This is a genomic window from Streptococcus mobilis, assembly GCF_059727625.1.
Genome location: NZ_AP041823.1, coordinates 821889 through 837971 on the forward strand (window position 1 = coordinate 821889; position 16083 = coordinate 837971).

Genomic DNA, 16083 nt, shown 5'->3' on the forward strand with positions numbered 1-16083 from the left:
CAATGGAAAGGAGATGTTCCCTTCCATTGGTTTTTCTTTAGCTAAAGAGACGTTTCCAAAATGATTTCTTTTCTGGACTGGCAGTCTCTTCTTTCTTTTCAAATAAATTTGGATACTGGAGACTCATATCTGTTGGAGAAATTCCAGATGGGTGGTCAGTATGGATGATGAGACCAAAGGGAGAATGACGGCAGTCATCCGAAACGATGCTTGCCACAAGTCCAAGATCCTTGGTTTTTTTCAAATATTGTAGCTGGCTGCTTTCATCTAAAGCTGGGGAGATCTTGACCAAAACAGGATGAAAGCGATCTGAAATATCAGTGAGGATTATCGAATACTGCTCCAGGTACATCTTGTTCCTTGCCTCCTCCAAGGTACATGAAGCAATCACACGCTCCTCATATGTCTCCAAAAATCGACGCTGTTCATCAGGATTGAACCGAGTAGGACCAGCAGCTTTTTCTAAAATCGTTTTATTAATATCTGTCATAAATTTAGTATAGCATAAAGCGTAGCAGAAGAGTAGAGGAATGCTAAAAAATTAAATAAGGAGGGGAAATGGAAGAAAATAAGACGGTGGAACCGTTTTCTTGTTAAAAACTTCTCAATTTTCGTAGATTTCCTTGTTTTTTCTTGAAAAAATAGCCTAATTACGATATGATAGAGGAGTAAAAAATATAACTCAATAAGGAGAGTAAGAAATGTCAATTATTACTGATGTTTACGCTCGCGAAGTCCTAGACTCACGCGGTAACCCAACACTTGAAGTAGAAGTTTATACTGAATCAGGTGCTTTCGGACGTGGTATGGTTCCATCAGGAGCTTCTACTGGTGAACACGAAGCAGTAGAACTTCGCGACGGTGACAAATCTCGTTACGGTGGTCTTGGAACTCAAAAAGCTGTTGACAATGTAAACAACATCATTGCTGAAGCAATCATCGGCTACGATGTACGTGACCAACAAGCTATTGACCGTGCAATGATCGCTCTTGACGGTACTCCTAACAAAGGTAAATTGGGAGCAAACGCAATCCTTGGTGTGTCTATCGCTGTAGCTCGTGCTGCTGCTGACTACCTTGAAATCCCACTTTACAGCTACCTTGGTGGATTCAACACTAAAGTTCTTCCAACTCCAATGATGAACATCATCAATGGTGGATCTCACTCAGATGCTCCAATCGCTTTCCAAGAATTCATGATCGTACCTGCTGGTGCACCTACATTCAAAGAAGCTCTTCGTTGGGGTGCTGAAATCTTCCACGCACTTAAGAAAATCCTTAAAGGTCGTGGTCTTGAAACAGCCGTTGGTGACGAAGGTGGATTCGCTCCTCGTTTCGAAGGAACTGAAGATGGTGTAGAAACTATTATCGCTGCGATTGAAGCTGCTGGTTATGTTCCAGGTAAAGATGTATTTATCGGATTTGACTGTGCTTCATCAGAATTCTACGATAAAGAACGTAAAGTATACGACTACACTAAATTCGAAGGTGAAGGCGCTGCTGTTCGTACTGCTGAAGAACAAATCGCTTACCTTGAAGGATTGGTTGACAAATACCCTATCATCACTATCGAAGATGGTATGGATGAAAACGACTGGGAAGGTTGGAAAGCTCTTACTGAACGTCTTGGTAAGAAAGTTCAATTGGTTGGTGACGACTTCTTCGTAACAAACACTGATTACCTTTCACGTGGTATCGAAGAAGGTGCTGCTAACTCAATCCTTATCAAAGTTAACCAAATCGGTACTCTTACTGAAACATTCGATGCTATCGAAATGGCGAAAGAAGCTGGTTACACTGCCGTTGTATCACACCGTTCAGGTGAAACTGAAGATTCAACAATCGCTGACATCGCAGTTGCAACAAACGCAGGACAAATCAAGACTGGTTCACTTTCACGTACAGATCGTATCGCTAAATACAACCAATTGCTTCGCATCGAAGATCAACTTGGTGAAGTAGCTGAATACCGTGGATTGAAATCATTCTACAACTTGAAAAAATAAGCTAGTTTACTAGACTAAAAAGATCCTTGAGTTTTCTCAAGGATTTTTTTTTGCGATCAGCTCAAACAAAAACTCCTCAACTACAGCGTTGAGGAGTAGTGTTATTAGAACAAGCCTTTGATTTTGTCCAAGGCACCGCTGACCATTTCATTTCCAGAAACAAGCCCTTTTGCTTGTTCAAGGTAGTCACCGAGGTTGTCTTAAACAATGAACGTGATTTGTTTTATAGCTATTTACAAGTTGAAGCATATCATATAATAGATAGATTTTATGACTTAGAGATATTAGAAAAATATTCTAGAGTGCGGATTAATTGAGCTGTGAAACTCATTTCATTATCATACCAAGCCACCGTTTTCACAAGATAGTTTTGTCCATCTGTAGTAACTTCTGTTTGAGTTGCATCGAAGATTGAACCATGGGTATCACCGATAATATCACTAGAGACAATGAAATCCTCATTATAGGCAAAACTTTCATTTTGTGCAGCTTTCATTGCAGCATTTACCTCTTCGACAGTGACGGGTGTTTTTACGAGACTAACTAGCTCTGTAAGAGAGCCAGTAGGAGTTGCTACACGTTGTGCATGGCCTTTTAGTAAACCATCTAATTCCGGAATAACAAGCCCAATAGCTTTGGCAGCACCAGATGAAGTTGGAACTGTATTTACTGCGGCTGCTCTCGCACGTCGTAAATCTCCTTTGCGATGAGGAGCATCAAGCGTCATTTGATCTCCAGTATAGCTATGAATTGTTGTCATAGTCCCAACTAGAATTCCGAATTTCTTATTTAAAGTGTTAGCCATTGGTGCGAGACAGTTCGTTGTGCATGAACCTGGTGAGATTACTGTTTCTTCACCAGTCAAGGTTTCATGGTTTACATTAAACACGACAGTTTTGACATCGTTTCCACCAGGTGCGGTAATAATGACTTTCTTTGCACCACCATTTTTATGAAGATGCTTTTCGGCTTTTTCTTTTGTTGCAAAGAAGCCTGTTGCTTCTAGCACAATATCTACATCAGATGAAGCCCAATCAATTTTTTCAGGATCAGGCTCACTAGTTACTTTGATAAACTTGTCATTAATAACAAAACCATCTTCTTTAACATCAATTGTTCCCTTAAATTTTCCTTGGGTACTATCGTATTTTAAAAGATGAGCTAACATTTTTGAATCAGTTAAATCATTAACATGTGTTACTTCAATATTTTCAAGTGTTTGAATACGACGTAAGGCTAAACGACCAATACGACCGAATCCATTTATTCCAACTTTAACAACCATTTTATTCTCCTCCTTTATCCTATTTCAACATCTAAGTAGATTGTTGAAAAACTAATCGTGATATTCCCCTCGAGCCCATTTGGCATTTTCTTCGTCAAAGATATGATCATTAGCAGCTACCTCTGGACTCACTTCAGAAAGCTGATCGATTTTGGCAATCAACTTTTCTTTTTCTGGATTTGACTCATATTTAGTATTGATAAATTCATCTACAATGTTATTAATAAAATTAATACCAAGAATGGCTCCACCAAAGGCTACAATGTTTGCATTAAGATTTTCACGTGTAGCACGAGCTGTTACTACGTCTCCAACAAGGGTTACTCGAGTACCAGGGATTTTATCAGCAGCAACTGCAATACCAACACCTGTACCACAAAGGGCAACACCAAAGTCGGCATGTCCCTTCACAACTTCTTCAGCAATTAAGCGGCCGTAAATAGGATAGTGGGTACGAACAAAGTCGTAAGTACCGACATCAATAACTTCATGTCCTTGTTCTTTGAGGTGTTTAGAAATCTTCATTTTTACATCTGTTACAATATGGTCACAACCGAGTGCAATTTTCATAGTATTACCACCTAGCAGAGTTTGTTTAGCATATCAATGCGGACTTGGTGCCGTCCTGCATCATAATCATGTTCCAAAAAGGTTTTCACAATTTCAACCGCAAGAATATCTCCAGTTATTCCAGATCCAAGATTAATAATTGGAGTGGAATTGTGTCGGATAGTCATCATGGCTGAGTGTTCATCGGAAACAGCTGCACAGATAATTCCTTTAAACTTGTTGGCAGGCATAAAGGAATGACCATACTTATCGAAAAGAATTGCACGAGCGTGTTCATGTTTGCGGAATTCTTGAACGGCATTGACAGTAGAGTCTACAAAATCCTCTGAACCGTGTGTAGAGTTGAGATCAATAACTTCATAACCGGAATGAAGCAAAAAGTTTTTGACAGTTTCTTTTAATTGGAAACCATCACGGTCAGTAGCTAAAATGACTTTCATAAGAACCTCCTTTCTTTACGTTAGCTATAGGAAAGAATGCAATAAGCATTTTTTGACGATATAGAAGATATATTTTATCGTCAATTAAAGTATAGACCCTATGAAAATATTTGTCAAGAAATTATATAAAAAAGTTGAGGAAAAAATTCCCCAACTATTTTTGATGATGATGGATCCAGTCTCGGATATCGGTTAAATCATAGTTCATTTCAGCCTGAAAAGCAACTTGACTGAGCGTGATAGAAGTGAGAGTAGAGACCAGTGTATTTTCAATGACATCCAGTGAATCGGTGACAACGCATCTCTTGGCCTTTTTCCCTTCTTCCTCTCCCAAGAATCTTTTTAGAAGATTTTGACTTTCAAAAATACGATTCTTCCCTTCTATAGCAACAAAGACATCATAAAAACTAATCTGGCTCAGAGGTCTTGAAAGAGCAATGCCTCCATTTTTTCCTCGAACGGATTTTACTAATCCTTCATTATCTAATAGTTTAATAATTTTTTTTAAATAGGAATCTGAAACCCCTAATCGTTCACTCAAGAAAATGGAATTGATATATTCTCCTTCTGGTAGTTGATCAAGCATGAGTAGAACGTAGATAGACTGTTCCCATCCAGATGATAAATGCATCTGTGCACCTCCGTATATAAAGATAATTCATATCCATACTACCAGTATAGACTTTTTTTAATGATTTCTCAATATACAGGAGGATAAAAGATTTTTGCAATTGTTTGGAGATCTATTGACATTTAGTTTAAAACGAGTAAAATAAAAGACAAATATTATCTTTAATATCTTGTAAAGGAGCAGTCATGAAAAATAAATCAAATCTTATCTTTTTGTCAGCTATATTATTGACAACGATTTTTATGGGATCCTCTTTCCCAACTGGGAAGTACTTAATCGCCGTTGAACAGACGCCCCCTCTATTAATTGGAGGTGTGCGGTTCATGATTGCGGGAGCCTTGATGTTAGCTTTAAAATGTTTACATGGGAACTGGTCCTCTATTATTCCTAAGAGTGGAGCAAGAATAGGTAAGGGTTTTGTTCTTGTAATGATAATTGGACTCTTGCAAACAGCTGGAACGATGGGGTTTTTGAATCTTGCTTTAGCTTATGGTCTGTCGTCCTCTATGTCATCGATTATCCTCTTTACCAATCCTCTTTGGTTAGCCTTGTTAGCTCATTTTCTTCTAAAGGATCAACTGACCTTCAAAAAAATTAGCGCTCTACTATTAGGAATTGCTGGAGTTGTGACATGCATTGGATGGGATGGTTCTGCTTTTAGTTTAGGAGCCTTGTTTGCCTTACTTGGTTCTTTTTGTTGGTCTGTCAATACGATTATCACTAAAAAAGTCCCATTTGATAATGGACCTTGGATTTTTACCGGTTGGCAATTATTGCTAGGAGGTATTTTCCTCTATCTATTTTCATTACCCTTACATGAAAGTTATAATTTTGTACATCTAGGATTTTGGGGCTGGGTTTGGTTTGTTTGGTTAATTATACCTGCTTCTGTGGGCTCTTTTGGATTGTGGTTCTTTAGTCTAGGTCAAAAAGGAGCAACGACAGCTAGTAGTTTCTTATTCTTAGTTCCGGTGTTTTCTACGCTCTTTTCAATTGTAGGTTTGCATGAAGCCTTTACGTTAAACTTGTTGGTTGGTGGTGCAATGGTAGTATTTGCTTTAATTTTGGTAAATTGGAAGCAGCAGTGAAATTAAGTATACAATAAAAAATGTTGGGCAATTTTACCCAACATTTTTTGATCAGAGAATTCTTCCTTAAAATGGAATGATTGTGAGTTTCATAAAAATAATTTCTTAGAACAAACCTTTCAGTTTGTCCAAGGCACCGCTGACCATTTCGTTTCCTGAAACCAGTCCTTTTGCTTGTTCAAGGTAGTCACCGAGGTTGTCTTTGTTGTCTTCGACAAATTTCTTTGCAGCATCGAAATCTTTCTTTTCGATCATTTCTTTTACTTGATTAAATAAGTCCATTGGATTCATGCTTGGATCTCCTAAAATAAAATGTATGAAGTCAGGCGTCTGCCGTTTTCTCATCTATTTAATCATTTTTTGAAAGGTTTGACAACTGAAACGACTTAGTGAAAAACGGTACAAACGGCTTCTGGAACGTAAAAGTCATGGGATAATGAAGACAACCGTCCAGTCTCTGGATCACGTTTGAAAACAGTGGCATTTGGGGAATCCTGATGGGCTGCAATGAGGTAGTGTTGATCGGGACTGAGAGTGAAATCACGAGGATTGAGGCCATCTGTTGGGATGATCTCGATGAGTTTTAAGCTCCCGTCAGCGATCACTTCAAATACAGCAATGGAATTGTGTGCACGGTTAGAGGCATAAAGGAATTTTCCGTCAGCTGAGAGCTTAATGGCGGAAGCCCATTTTTGGCCGTCATAATCTTCAGGGAGGGTTGAAACGGTTTGGAAGTGTTCAAATTCGCCCATGCCATCATAGAAGAGCACATCAATGGTAGCATTTAATTCATTGATCAGATAAGCGATCTTATGATGGGGATGAAAGACAAGGTGTCGAGGTCCTGCCCCTGGTGCCGTTTGGTAGTGATGGAGAAGGGTTAGTTTTCCTTGATCACTAACCTCATAAGTATGCAGGCTATCGGTACCCAGATCACAGGTAATCAAGTACTGATCTGGTGTTAGATCAGCGAAGTGAACATGGGGACTGGCTTGATTTTCGTGTGGTCCCTTGCCTTCGTGAGTGTCTTGGTCGATGAGGCTCAGCTGGCCATCGGCTTCTATCTTGTAGACGAGGACTTGGCCTTTATGGTAGTTGGCTCCGTAGACGAGTTGGCGTTTGTCATCTACTGAGACGTAACAAAGAGGAGCCCCCTCTTCAACAACGTGATTGAGTGGTTGAAAATCCGCTGTAAAACTGGCAATGCCACCTTTTCCGTCTTTGGCACCGACACTGTAAAGATTCCCTTTTTCTGAAAAAGCGATAAAGGTTGGATTAGGCTCACTGGCAACGAGTTGGAGATCGCTCAAGTTCCCTGTTTCAGGGTCAAATTGCGCCTTGTAGATTCCTTTGGATTCTTTTTTGGTATAGGTTCCGAAATAAATAGATTGAGACATAGGTCACCTCGTATGATTTGTTAGGTTTATTATATCAAAGGTCCTATTGGAAGGCAATTGCTAGTTGAAGAAGGGAGAGGTCTTTCTGATTTTACTAGTTTTTTCGTAACTTCGCGCTCAAAAAATGCTAAAATAGAAACAGATTGAAATGAAAAGGAGTTCCCTGTGGATAATAAAGAAAAACAGTTTAGTATGTCCTGGTTTTTTAGATGGTTTTTAGACAATAAGGCCATTACCGTATTTTTAGTCACCTTGCTCTTGGGTCTGAATCTTCTGGTCTTGAGTAAAATCACCTTTATTTTTATTCCGATTTTTGAGTTTGCAGGAGCTGTCATGCTGCCAGTCATTATTTCTGGTTTGCTCTATTACTTGCTCAATCCTATTGTCGACTTTCTTGAAAGAAAAGGTCTTAAGCGGATTTTTGCGATTTCCTTCGTCTTTTTCTTGATTGCAGTCCTGTTAATCTGGGGTTTGGCTGTCGTGATTCCAGCTGTCCAACGACAAGTTATTAGTTTCTTTCATAATCTGCCAACTTATTTGGAGAAGGCCAATGCAACCATCGATGATTTTCTAGACAATCGCGTCTCCTCAGATATCAAACCTCAGTTAGATGAGATCACTAAGGAATTGTCTGCAAATATTACTACTTGGGCCAGTTCGATCTCTGGGCGGGCTGTCAATTGGGTCAGCAACTTGATCGGAGTTGCTTCACAAGTCATTGTGGCCTTGATCATCATGCCTTTTATTGTCTTTTATCTTCTTCGTGATGGAAAAAACTTAAAGGGTCATATTGTTCGTTTCTTGCCAACGAAGATTCGGACATCAGCTGAACAAGTTCTCTCGGACGTCAATACCCAGCTTTCCAACTATGTTCGGGGGCAAATCACGGTGGCTATTGTCGTGGCCATTATGTTTATCATCTTCTTTAAGATCATTGGCTTACGCTATGCAGTGACACTTGGGATCTCTGCGGGGATCTTGAACTTGATCCCTTACTTGGGTAGTTTCTTAGCCATGTTACCTGCTTTAGTCTTAGGCTTGGTAGCAGGACCAGAGATGTTTATCAAGGTCTTAATTGTATTTGCTGTGGAACAAACCATTGAAGGACGTTTTGTATCGCCCTTGGTTTTGGGAAGCCAGTTGAATATCCATCCAATCACCATTTTATTTGTCTTACTGACATCGGGTTCAATGTTTGGTATCTGGGGCGTTTTCCTTGGGATTCCGGTCTATGCATCTGCCAAGGTGGTGATCGGAGCCATCTTTGAGTGGTACAAGGAAGTCAGTGGTTTGTATGAAGAAGAGCATGAATTAGTAGAGGAAAAACACAGTGAGTCATAGTCAACAAATGGTAGAAGCTCTTGATCAGCAAGAGCTAGAAGAAGCAGAAGTTCAATTTCAAAAGGCCTTGTTAGAAGATAGTGAAGCGCAACTATTGGATTTGGGTCAATATCTTGAAAGTATTGGTTTTTACCCTCAGGCAAAAGAGGTTTATGAACAGATTGCAGAAACCTATCCAGAAGTATATCTGAGTTTGGCAACCATCCTTGCAGAGGAAGGGCAAACGGAAGAGGCCTTTGCTTATTTAGAAGAAATTGGCCCTGAGTCTAACTGGTATGTAGCCAGTCTCTTGGTCAAGGCAGATCTCTATCAGCTGGAAGGTCTCGCAGATGTGGCGCGTGAAAAATTAGTTGAAGCAGCCAGTCTGTCTGATGATCCGATCATTCAATTAGGGCTTGCAGAAATCGATCTGGAATTGGAACGCTACCAAGAGGCTATCCAAGAGTATGCCCAGTTGGACAATCGGGAGATTTTGGAAGCGACAGGGATTTCTACCTATCAACGGATTGGTTTTGCCTATGCCAATCTTGGTAGGTTTGAAGCAGCTGTGCCCTTCTTAGAGAAAGCTCTGGAGATTGAGTTTGATGACCAGATTGCCTACGAATTGGCGACCTTATTGTCTGATCAAGAAGAATACCAAAAAGCCCTGATCTACTACAAACAAATTGACACCTTGTCGCCTGATTTTGAAGGCTATGAGTACGGGTATGCCTTGGCCTTACAGGCAGAAAATGACCGTGAAAAAGCGCTTGAAATCGCCAAACAAGGGATTGAGAAGAATCCATTTGACGCACAGTTGAAGCTCCTTGCCTCTCAGCTTTCTTATGAGCTCCACCAGCCTGAACAGGCAGAAACTTATCTGTTAGAAGCTAAAGAAGTGGCAGATGATATCGAAGAGATTGCTCTTCGCCTCACTACCCTTTATTTAGAACAGGAGCGTTTTGACGAAGTCTTAGATTGGCAAAATGAAGAAGTCGAAACGGTTGTCACCCGTTGGAACATTGCCCGTGCTTTGGCTGCCTTAGAGAAAACAGGAGAAGCCGTATCAGCCTACCAAGAGCTCTATGAGGACTTGAAGGACAATCCAGAATTCCTCGAAACCTATGTTTATCTGTTGCGTGAAGCTGGCGATGTGACAAGGGCGCGTGAAGTGGCCAATCAGTATTTGGCGATCGTACCAGACGATGTGCAGATGCAAACCATCTATGATAGCCTCTAATAAAACTATATCGTGAAGTTTCGGAACAGTTTGTGGTATACTGGTAGAAGATAGAATGAGGAGAGAAAAATATGGAACCAGTGAAACTTTTTCAATACAATACCTTGGGTGCCCTAATGGCAGGTCTGTACGGGGGTTCATTTACGATTGGAGAACTCTTGGAACATGGGGATCTAGGAGTTGGAACGCTTGATTCTATTGATGGAGAGTTGATCGTATTAGATGGAAAGGCTTATCAGGCTAAGGGATCAGGCGACCATCCTGAAATTGTCGAAGTTTCTCCTGATGCCAAGGTTCCTTATGCGGCAGTTGTTCCTCACCAAGCAGAAGTGATTTTCCGTCAACGCTTTGAAATGACGGACGAGGAATTGGAAGCTCGTATTGAGTCTTATTACGATGGCGAAAATCTTTTTCGCTCCATTAAGATTCGTGGTGACTTTGTCAAGATGCATGTCCGTATGATTCCAAAATCAACACCAGAGATGAAGTTTGCAGAGGTTGCAACCCATCAGCCAGAGTATACACGGGAAAATGTCACAGGGACCATCGTCGGTTTTTGGACACCAGAAATTTTCCATGGCGTGAGTGTGGCAGGATACCATTTGCACTTTATTTCAGATGACCACACCTTTGGTGGCCATGTGATGGATTTTGTCATCTCAGAAGGGATTGTAGAGGTGGGGGCTATCGATCAGCTGGATCAACGTTTCCCAGTCCAAGACCGTCAGTACCTCTTTGCCAAATTCAATGTCGATGAGGTCAAAGAAGACATCAATAAAGCAGAATAAAAGGTTGAGCGTCGCTCAACCTTTCGTATTGAAGATAATATTATTTAAGAAACTTTCCTTAGGTGAGAACGGACGTCAGCGAACTTCGAAGAAGTTCCATGACTTAGTTTTGGACCTAAGGTTCCAAAACTCCCGAGTGCTAGAATCAAGATTGTTTCTAGCACTTTTCTCACGGCGGAAAGTTTCAATATATATTGAATGAGCCTAAAAGTAGACCTCATTTTATTTTTGAAAATCAGTCTGTTAGTTTCATGGCTTTGATTTTTTCTTCTTCTGGGGTAACCCGCAGAGTCTTCTGGCCGGTATAGGTCACAAAGCCTGGTTTTCCGCCGGTTGGTTTATTGAGTTTCTTGGCTTCGATCATATCTACTTGGACCAGATTTGAGAGACGGGCCTTGGAATAGTAGGCGGCCAACTCTGCGGCATCAGTCTTCACTTCATCCGTCGGATCGAGATTTCCGGTAATGACGACATGGCTGCCTGGGATATCTTTGGCATGGAACCAGAGTTCGTCTTTTTTAGCGATTTTAAAGGTCAGTTCATCGTTTTGCAGATTATTGCGACCCACTAAAATGATGGTTTTGCCATCACTAGCCAGGTATTTTTCTGGTTTTTTCCGTTTATGAATTTTTTCTCGGTTGCGCCGTTTGATAAAGCCGGTCTGGATTAACTCTTCACGAATCTCTGCCACCTCAGCCAGGCTCGCTTGAGAAAGGGCCGTTTCAACCGTTTCAAGATAAGAAATGGTTTCCTTGGTTTCTTGAATGAGGATGGTCAAATGTTTGACGGCTTCTTTTAACTTCTGGTAGCGTTTGAAGTAGCGTTGCGCATTTTGATTGGGGGTCAGAGCCTTATTGAGTTGGATGGTGATGGGTTCGTTGGTATAGTAATTGTCCAGGACAACCTGGTCTTGGTTGTTTGGTACCTGATGGAGGAAAGTTGTCAGCAATTCTCCTTTTTGGCGGAACTCTTCTGCATTGTCGGTCGCTACTAACTCGGCTTCTTGTTTGGCTAATTTTTTCCGGTTCTTTTCAAGATCGTTTTCGACCTTGCGGATCAATTCACTGGCCTGTTGTTGCACCCGATCGCGCTCAGCCTTGTCTCGGTAATAGTCATCTAGCAGATCTGAAAGTGTCTCAAACGTTTGACTGGTCGCATCTGCAAAGGGGATAGCCGAGAAGGATTTGGTCGTTAGGCGAGGCTCAGAAGGTGCCTTGAAAAAGGCACGGAAGGTCTTTAATTTTTCATCCGTCTCAAGTCGCTTGGCTAATTCTTGAGCTGTATCTCGCCCCAAACCTTGGAAACATTTTTGAAGGTTTTTGGGGCTTAACTCTTCCTTGTGAAGAAGGGCGAAGAGGGCTTCATCTCCAATTGTAAAAGGATTGACCGCGTCGGTTTTCGGAGGGGCTACATAGGTTGATCCAGGAAGAATAGTCCGGTAGCTATTTTGTGAGAAGCCGACATGTTTGATGGCTTCGATGATTTTATTGCTGGTCCGGTCTAGGAGAATAATATTACTGTGCTTGCCCATGATTTCGATCATGAGGCTGACAGAAATAGCATCTCCAATTTCGTTTTTATTGGAGACACGGATTTCGAGAATCCGGTCGTTCTCCAATTGCTCAATCCCTTCGATGACAGCGCCTTGAAGATATTTACGCATGACCATAATAAAGGTATTAGGAAAGGCAGGATTTTCAAAGTTGGTCTGGGTCCGTTGGATCCGTCCGAAAACAGAATGGGCAGAGAGCAAGAGTTTTTGGTTTTTCCGATTGCCTCGGATTTGGAGTACCAATTCTTGCTCGAAAGGTTGATTAATTTTTTGAATGCGACCACTTAAGAGTTCAGCCTTCAATTCGTGGACCATATGGTGTAAAAAAAATCCATCAAAAGACATGGGATTCCTCATCATTCTAGCGTTTATTCTAGTAAATTATATCAAAAATAGAGCGGAAATCCCAGAAAGAAGCAAGGGGATGTAATATAGAAAATGCGAACGTTTCCAAAAAAATACTGAAAAAGTATTGACATTTTTGAAAGAAAACTTTAAAATGTAAGAAATTAGAAAAGTAGTAAATGAAAGTTTCAAGAGAGCCCACGGTTGCTGAGAGTGGGTAGCGGCAGTTTATGAAATTGGACTAATGATGAGATGAATTTGAAACAATAAAAATTCGGTTGGCACACCTTATCGTGCAACTTGTTGCTAGACAAGACAGAGATATGGGGAGAGACTATCCTTTTCCCATAAGTGAGGTGGCACCGCGATGACACGTCCTCACATAGCTTTTGCTATGTGTGGGCGTGTTTTTTGTTTTAGATGAGAAGGGAGAAAAGATATGAAGAAACGATGGCGTCGCATTCTTTAGAGGATGAAAAATAGAAGAAAATAAAAAGATAGAAGAGGTATTAAAAATGAAAAATAAACGGTTAATGGGAATTATTGGTTTGATTGCAGCAGCAGTCATTGGGACAGCGATCTATTCAGCTACAGCAGGCAAAGACAACAAGGCAGCAACTAGCAATGAAAAGGCTAAAGTTGGGGTCTTGCAGTTGGTCAGCCACCCTTCGCTTGATTTGATCTACAAGGGAATTCAAGATGGTTTGGCTGAAGAAGGTTATGACAAAGACAAAGTGGACATTGATTTCCTCAATGCAGAAGGCGACCAAAACAAGGTTGCAACCATGAGTAAACAATTGGTAGACAAGGATAACCAAGTCTTGATTGGGATTGCAACTCCATCTGCTCAAGGTTTGGCTAGTGCAACCAAAGACAAACCAATTGTCATGGGAGCCATCACCGATCCAGTCGGTGCAAACTTGGTCAAAGATTTGAAAAAACCAGGTGGCAATATCACAGGGGTATCTGACCACAATCCAACGGAGCAACAATTGAAATTGATCAAAGAATTGACTCCGAACGTAAAAACAATCGGTGCCCTTTACTCAACCAGTGAAGACAATTCTAAATCTCAAGTAGAAGAATTTACAAAATTGGCTGAAAAAGCAGGCTACAAGGTGGTTCCGTATTCAGTTCCTTCTACAAACGAAATTGCTTCAACAGTATCTGTTATGTCAGGTAAAGTGGATGCTATCTGGGTTCCAATCGACAATACCATCGCTTCAGCCTTCTCAACAGTTGTCGAAGCAAACAAAACAGCTAAAAAACCAATCTTCCCAAGTGCGACAGCTATGGTAGAAGCTGGTGGTCTTGGTTCAGTCGTTGTCGACCAACATGATCTTGGAGTAGCAACTGGTAAAATGGCTGCGAAGATTTTGAAAGGTCAAAAACCTGCGGATACACCTGTTGAAATCTTTAGCCAAGGAAAATCTGTCATCAATAAAAAAGTCGCAGATGAATTGGGCATTACTATTCCAGAATCTGTCTTGAAAGATGCTGGACAAGTCATTAAATAAAAAGGAAACGAATCACAAGAATGGCAGGGGAATTTGGCTTTGGCAGGTCTTTAAATCGTGACCTTTAAAAATGTCTACCAGTGCTCATGACCAACTATGTTACTCATGGTAGAGGAGAAAGAAATGGAAGTCAAGATAACAGATCTTCATCCGACCCAACTATATTTATCAGAAAAGAAGTTACAAGCTATCCAGATGCTGGATCAGTCGGCAGACATCATCAATGTGGATCCAATTAGTGTTCTTGCATTTGGAAATCGCTTCTTGATTACAGACGGGCATCACAGGGCTTATCAGGCTTTATTGGCAGATCGGGATACGATTACTGCTGAGTTTGATAGAGATGGTGGCGATGAGTTGTATGCTCTCTATGCGCAAGCTTGCGAGGAAAGAAAGATAACCTCTGTTTTGGATTTAAAACATCGTATCTTGCCTCAAGATGAGTATGAAGCAAAATGGTATAACTGGTGTGATGGTTTTAACCAAGCAACAACTCTTCTATTGGAAAGGCAAGCAGATGAAATAGACAAGGCAAATAGATAATGTACTGTCTCTTGTTCCTTTTTCTAGTGAATTGGTCTCATCTAACTTGTTTTTTAACTAAAAATCTGATAAACTATGTAGTAATCGAATAGAAATCTGCAAGACTAGTATCTCAAGGGAAGTGCGACAGGGAGAAGGGCCGTGACTGAAAGCTCTTTGCATGAAAGCTGAGTGAATTCACTTGCGTAAAGGATTTAGAAATTAAGGTCTGGTTTACAGATAAAAACGGATGGTACCGCGTGTCAACGCTCCGAATGTGGGTGTTGGCGCGTGGTTTTTTCTATGTCTGTAGAGGGACCATGATGGAGGAAATATGTCAACGATTGAAGAACAATTAAAAGCGCTTCGCGAAGAAACGCTGGCAGCTTTGAAGCAGATCTCTGCTGAAAATGAAAAAGAATTGCAAGAACTACGGGTCTCTGTCCTTGGGAAAAAAGGATCTCTGACTGAGATCCTCAAAGGGATGAAAGATGTCTCTGCTGAGATGCGTCCGGTTATCGGGAAACACGTCAATGAAGCCCGCGATGTTTTGACGGCTGCCTTTGAAGAAACAACCAAACTCTTGGAAGAAAAGAAAGTCCAAGCGAAACTAGCTAGCGAAAGCATCGATGTGACCCTTCCCGGTCGTCCGGTTGCTAGTGGTTACCGTCATATCTTGACCCAAACCAGTGAAGAAATCGAAGATATCTTTATCGGGATGGGCTACCAAGTCGTGGACGGCTTTGAAGTGGAGCAAGACTACTACAACTTTGAACGCATGAATCTGCCTAAAGATCACCCAGCGCGGGATATGCAGGATACCTTCTATATCACAGAAGAAATCTTGCTTCGGACCCATACCTCACCAGTACAGGCGCGGGCGATGGACGCGCATGACTTTAGCAAGGGACCTTTGAAGATGATCTCTCCAGGGCGTGTATTCCGTCGGGATACTGATGATGCGACCCACAGCCACCAATTCCATCAGATCGAAGGCTTGGTCGTTGGGAAAAACATTTCTATGGCGGACCTTCAAGGAACGCTTCAGTTGATCGTGCAAAAGATGTTTGGTGCAGAACGTCAAATCCGTCTGCGTCCTTCTTACTTCCCATTTACCGAGCCTTCTGTTGAGGTCGATGTTTCTTGCTTCAAGTGTGGCGGAGCGGGATGTAATGTATGTAAGAAGACCGGTTGGATCGAAATCATGGGGGCCGGTATGGTTCACCCACGCGTGCTTGAGATGAGTGGCATTGATTCAACAGTCTATTCAGGATTCGCCTTCGGACTTGGTCAGGAGCGTGTAGCCATGCTTCGTTATGGAATCAATGATATCCGTGGCTTCTATCAAGGAGATGTTCGCTTCTCAGAACAGTTTAAATAAT

The 16083-nt window shown here is 41.3% G+C and carries 16 protein-coding genes and 1 other annotated feature; of the genes, 8 read left to right on the forward strand and 8 right to left on the reverse strand.

All coding sequences use genetic code 11. The features are described 5' to 3' along the window. Nucleotides 1-37: 37 nt before the first annotated feature. A complete protein-coding gene (locus AC6IZR_RS03895) occupies nt 38-490 on the reverse strand; it encodes a DUF1694 domain-containing protein (RefSeq protein WP_497848827.1) in 453 nt (150 codons plus the stop codon). A gap of 211 nt (nt 491-701) precedes the next feature. Here AC6IZR_RS03895 and eno point away from each other — a divergent pair, with 211 nt between their 5' ends. Beyond that, nucleotides 702-2006 (forward strand): surface-displayed alpha-enolase, encoded by a 1305-nt coding sequence (gene eno, locus AC6IZR_RS03900; RefSeq protein WP_497848828.1) that lies wholly within the window; start codon nt 702-704, stop codon nt 2004-2006. Between the two features lie 268 nt (nt 2007-2274). On the opposite strand, the gene gap is transcribed toward eno, so the two are convergent. The 4 genes from gap to AC6IZR_RS03920 form a co-directional block, all read right to left on the reverse strand. After that, complete coding sequence (gap, locus tag AC6IZR_RS03905) at nt 2275-3291, reverse strand: type I glyceraldehyde-3-phosphate dehydrogenase (RefSeq protein WP_497848829.1); 1017 nt, start codon at nt 3289-3291, stop codon at nt 2275-2277. 51 nt (nt 3292-3342) lie between these two features. Then, nucleotides 3343-3861, reverse strand: a complete 519-nt coding sequence (lacB, locus tag AC6IZR_RS03910) for a galactose-6-phosphate isomerase subunit LacB (RefSeq protein ID WP_497848830.1) — start codon at nt 3859-3861, stop codon at nt 3343-3345. Between the two features lie 11 nt (nt 3862-3872). Next, on the reverse strand, nt 3873-4301 hold the full coding sequence (gene lacA / locus AC6IZR_RS03915; RefSeq protein WP_200773153.1) for a galactose-6-phosphate isomerase subunit LacA: 429 nt from the start codon (nt 4299-4301) through the stop codon (nt 3873-3875). A 154-nt stretch (nt 4302-4455) separates the two neighbouring features. After that, the gene (locus AC6IZR_RS03920; protein ID WP_497848831.1) at nt 4456-4932 is read right to left on the reverse strand and encodes an RrF2 family transcriptional regulator; all 477 of its coding nucleotides are present in this window, start codon (nt 4930-4932) and stop codon (nt 4456-4458) included. 185 nt (nt 4933-5117) lie between these two features. Between AC6IZR_RS03920 and AC6IZR_RS03925 the strand changes: the two genes are divergently transcribed. Beyond that, the gene (locus AC6IZR_RS03925; protein WP_497848832.1) at nt 5118-6020 is read left to right on the forward strand and encodes a DMT family transporter; all 903 of its coding nucleotides are present in this window, start codon (nt 5118-5120) and stop codon (nt 6018-6020) included. 105 nt (nt 6021-6125) lie between these two features. Here the strand turns inward: AC6IZR_RS03925 and AC6IZR_RS03930 are convergent, their stop codons facing one another. Both AC6IZR_RS03930 and AC6IZR_RS03935 read right to left on the reverse strand, forming a co-directional pair. After that, entirely contained in the window at nt 6126-6311 is a 186-nt protein-coding gene (locus AC6IZR_RS03930) for a hypothetical protein (protein WP_200773155.1), read from the reverse strand. A gap of 95 nt (nt 6312-6406) precedes the next feature. Then, nucleotides 6407-7417, reverse strand: a complete 1011-nt coding sequence (locus AC6IZR_RS03935; protein ID WP_497848833.1) for a lactonase family protein — start codon at nt 7415-7417, stop codon at nt 6407-6409. Between the two features lie 165 nt (nt 7418-7582). Between AC6IZR_RS03935 and AC6IZR_RS03940 the strand changes: the two genes are divergently transcribed. The 3 genes from AC6IZR_RS03940 to budA all read left to right on the forward strand — a co-directional run bounded on the left by AC6IZR_RS03940 (nt 7583) and on the right by budA (nt 10765). Next, nucleotides 7583-8758: an AI-2E family transporter gene (locus AC6IZR_RS03940; protein WP_497848834.1), complete on the forward strand. Its 1176-nt coding sequence runs from the start codon at nt 7583-7585 to the stop codon at nt 8756-8758. After that, a complete protein-coding gene (locus AC6IZR_RS03945; protein WP_497848835.1) occupies nt 8748-9977 on the forward strand; it encodes a tetratricopeptide repeat protein in 1230 nt (409 codons plus the stop codon). Before AC6IZR_RS03940 ends, AC6IZR_RS03945 begins: the two co-directional genes overlap by 11 nt. Nucleotides 9978-10048: 71 nt before the next feature. Then, on the forward strand, nt 10049-10765 hold the full coding sequence (gene budA, locus AC6IZR_RS03950; protein ID WP_049486420.1) for an acetolactate decarboxylase: 717 nt from the start codon (nt 10049-10051) through the stop codon (nt 10763-10765). 235 nt (nt 10766-11000) lie between these two features. Here the strand turns inward: budA and AC6IZR_RS03955 are convergent, their stop codons facing one another. Continuing rightward, complete coding sequence (locus AC6IZR_RS03955; RefSeq protein WP_497848836.1) at nt 11001-12662, reverse strand: Rqc2 family fibronectin-binding protein; 1662 nt, start codon at nt 12660-12662, stop codon at nt 11001-11003. Between the two features lie 150 nt (nt 12663-12812). Continuing rightward, nucleotides 12813-13045, forward strand: a binding site (T-box leader). A 132-nt stretch (nt 13046-13177) separates the two neighbouring features. Here AC6IZR_RS03955 and trpX point away from each other — a divergent pair. From trpX to pheS, 3 genes are all read left to right on the forward strand, one after another. Next, nucleotides 13178-14179 carry a tryptophan ABC transporter substrate-binding protein gene (gene trpX, locus AC6IZR_RS03960; protein ID WP_497848837.1) on the forward strand — a complete coding sequence of 334 codons (1002 nt, stop codon included), beginning with the start codon at nt 13178-13180 and terminating at the stop codon, nt 14177-14179. Between the two features lie 123 nt (nt 14180-14302). Next, nucleotides 14303-14722, forward strand: coding sequence for a chromosome partitioning protein ParB (locus AC6IZR_RS03965; RefSeq protein WP_497848838.1), 420 nt, complete (start codon nt 14303-14305; stop codon nt 14720-14722). Between the two features lie 313 nt (nt 14723-15035). Continuing rightward, nucleotides 15036-16082 carry a phenylalanine--tRNA ligase subunit alpha gene (gene pheS, locus AC6IZR_RS03970; RefSeq protein ID WP_270299551.1) on the forward strand — a complete coding sequence of 349 codons (1047 nt, stop codon included), beginning with the start codon at nt 15036-15038 and terminating at the stop codon, nt 16080-16082. The last annotated feature ends 1 nt before the right edge of the window (nt 16083 follow it).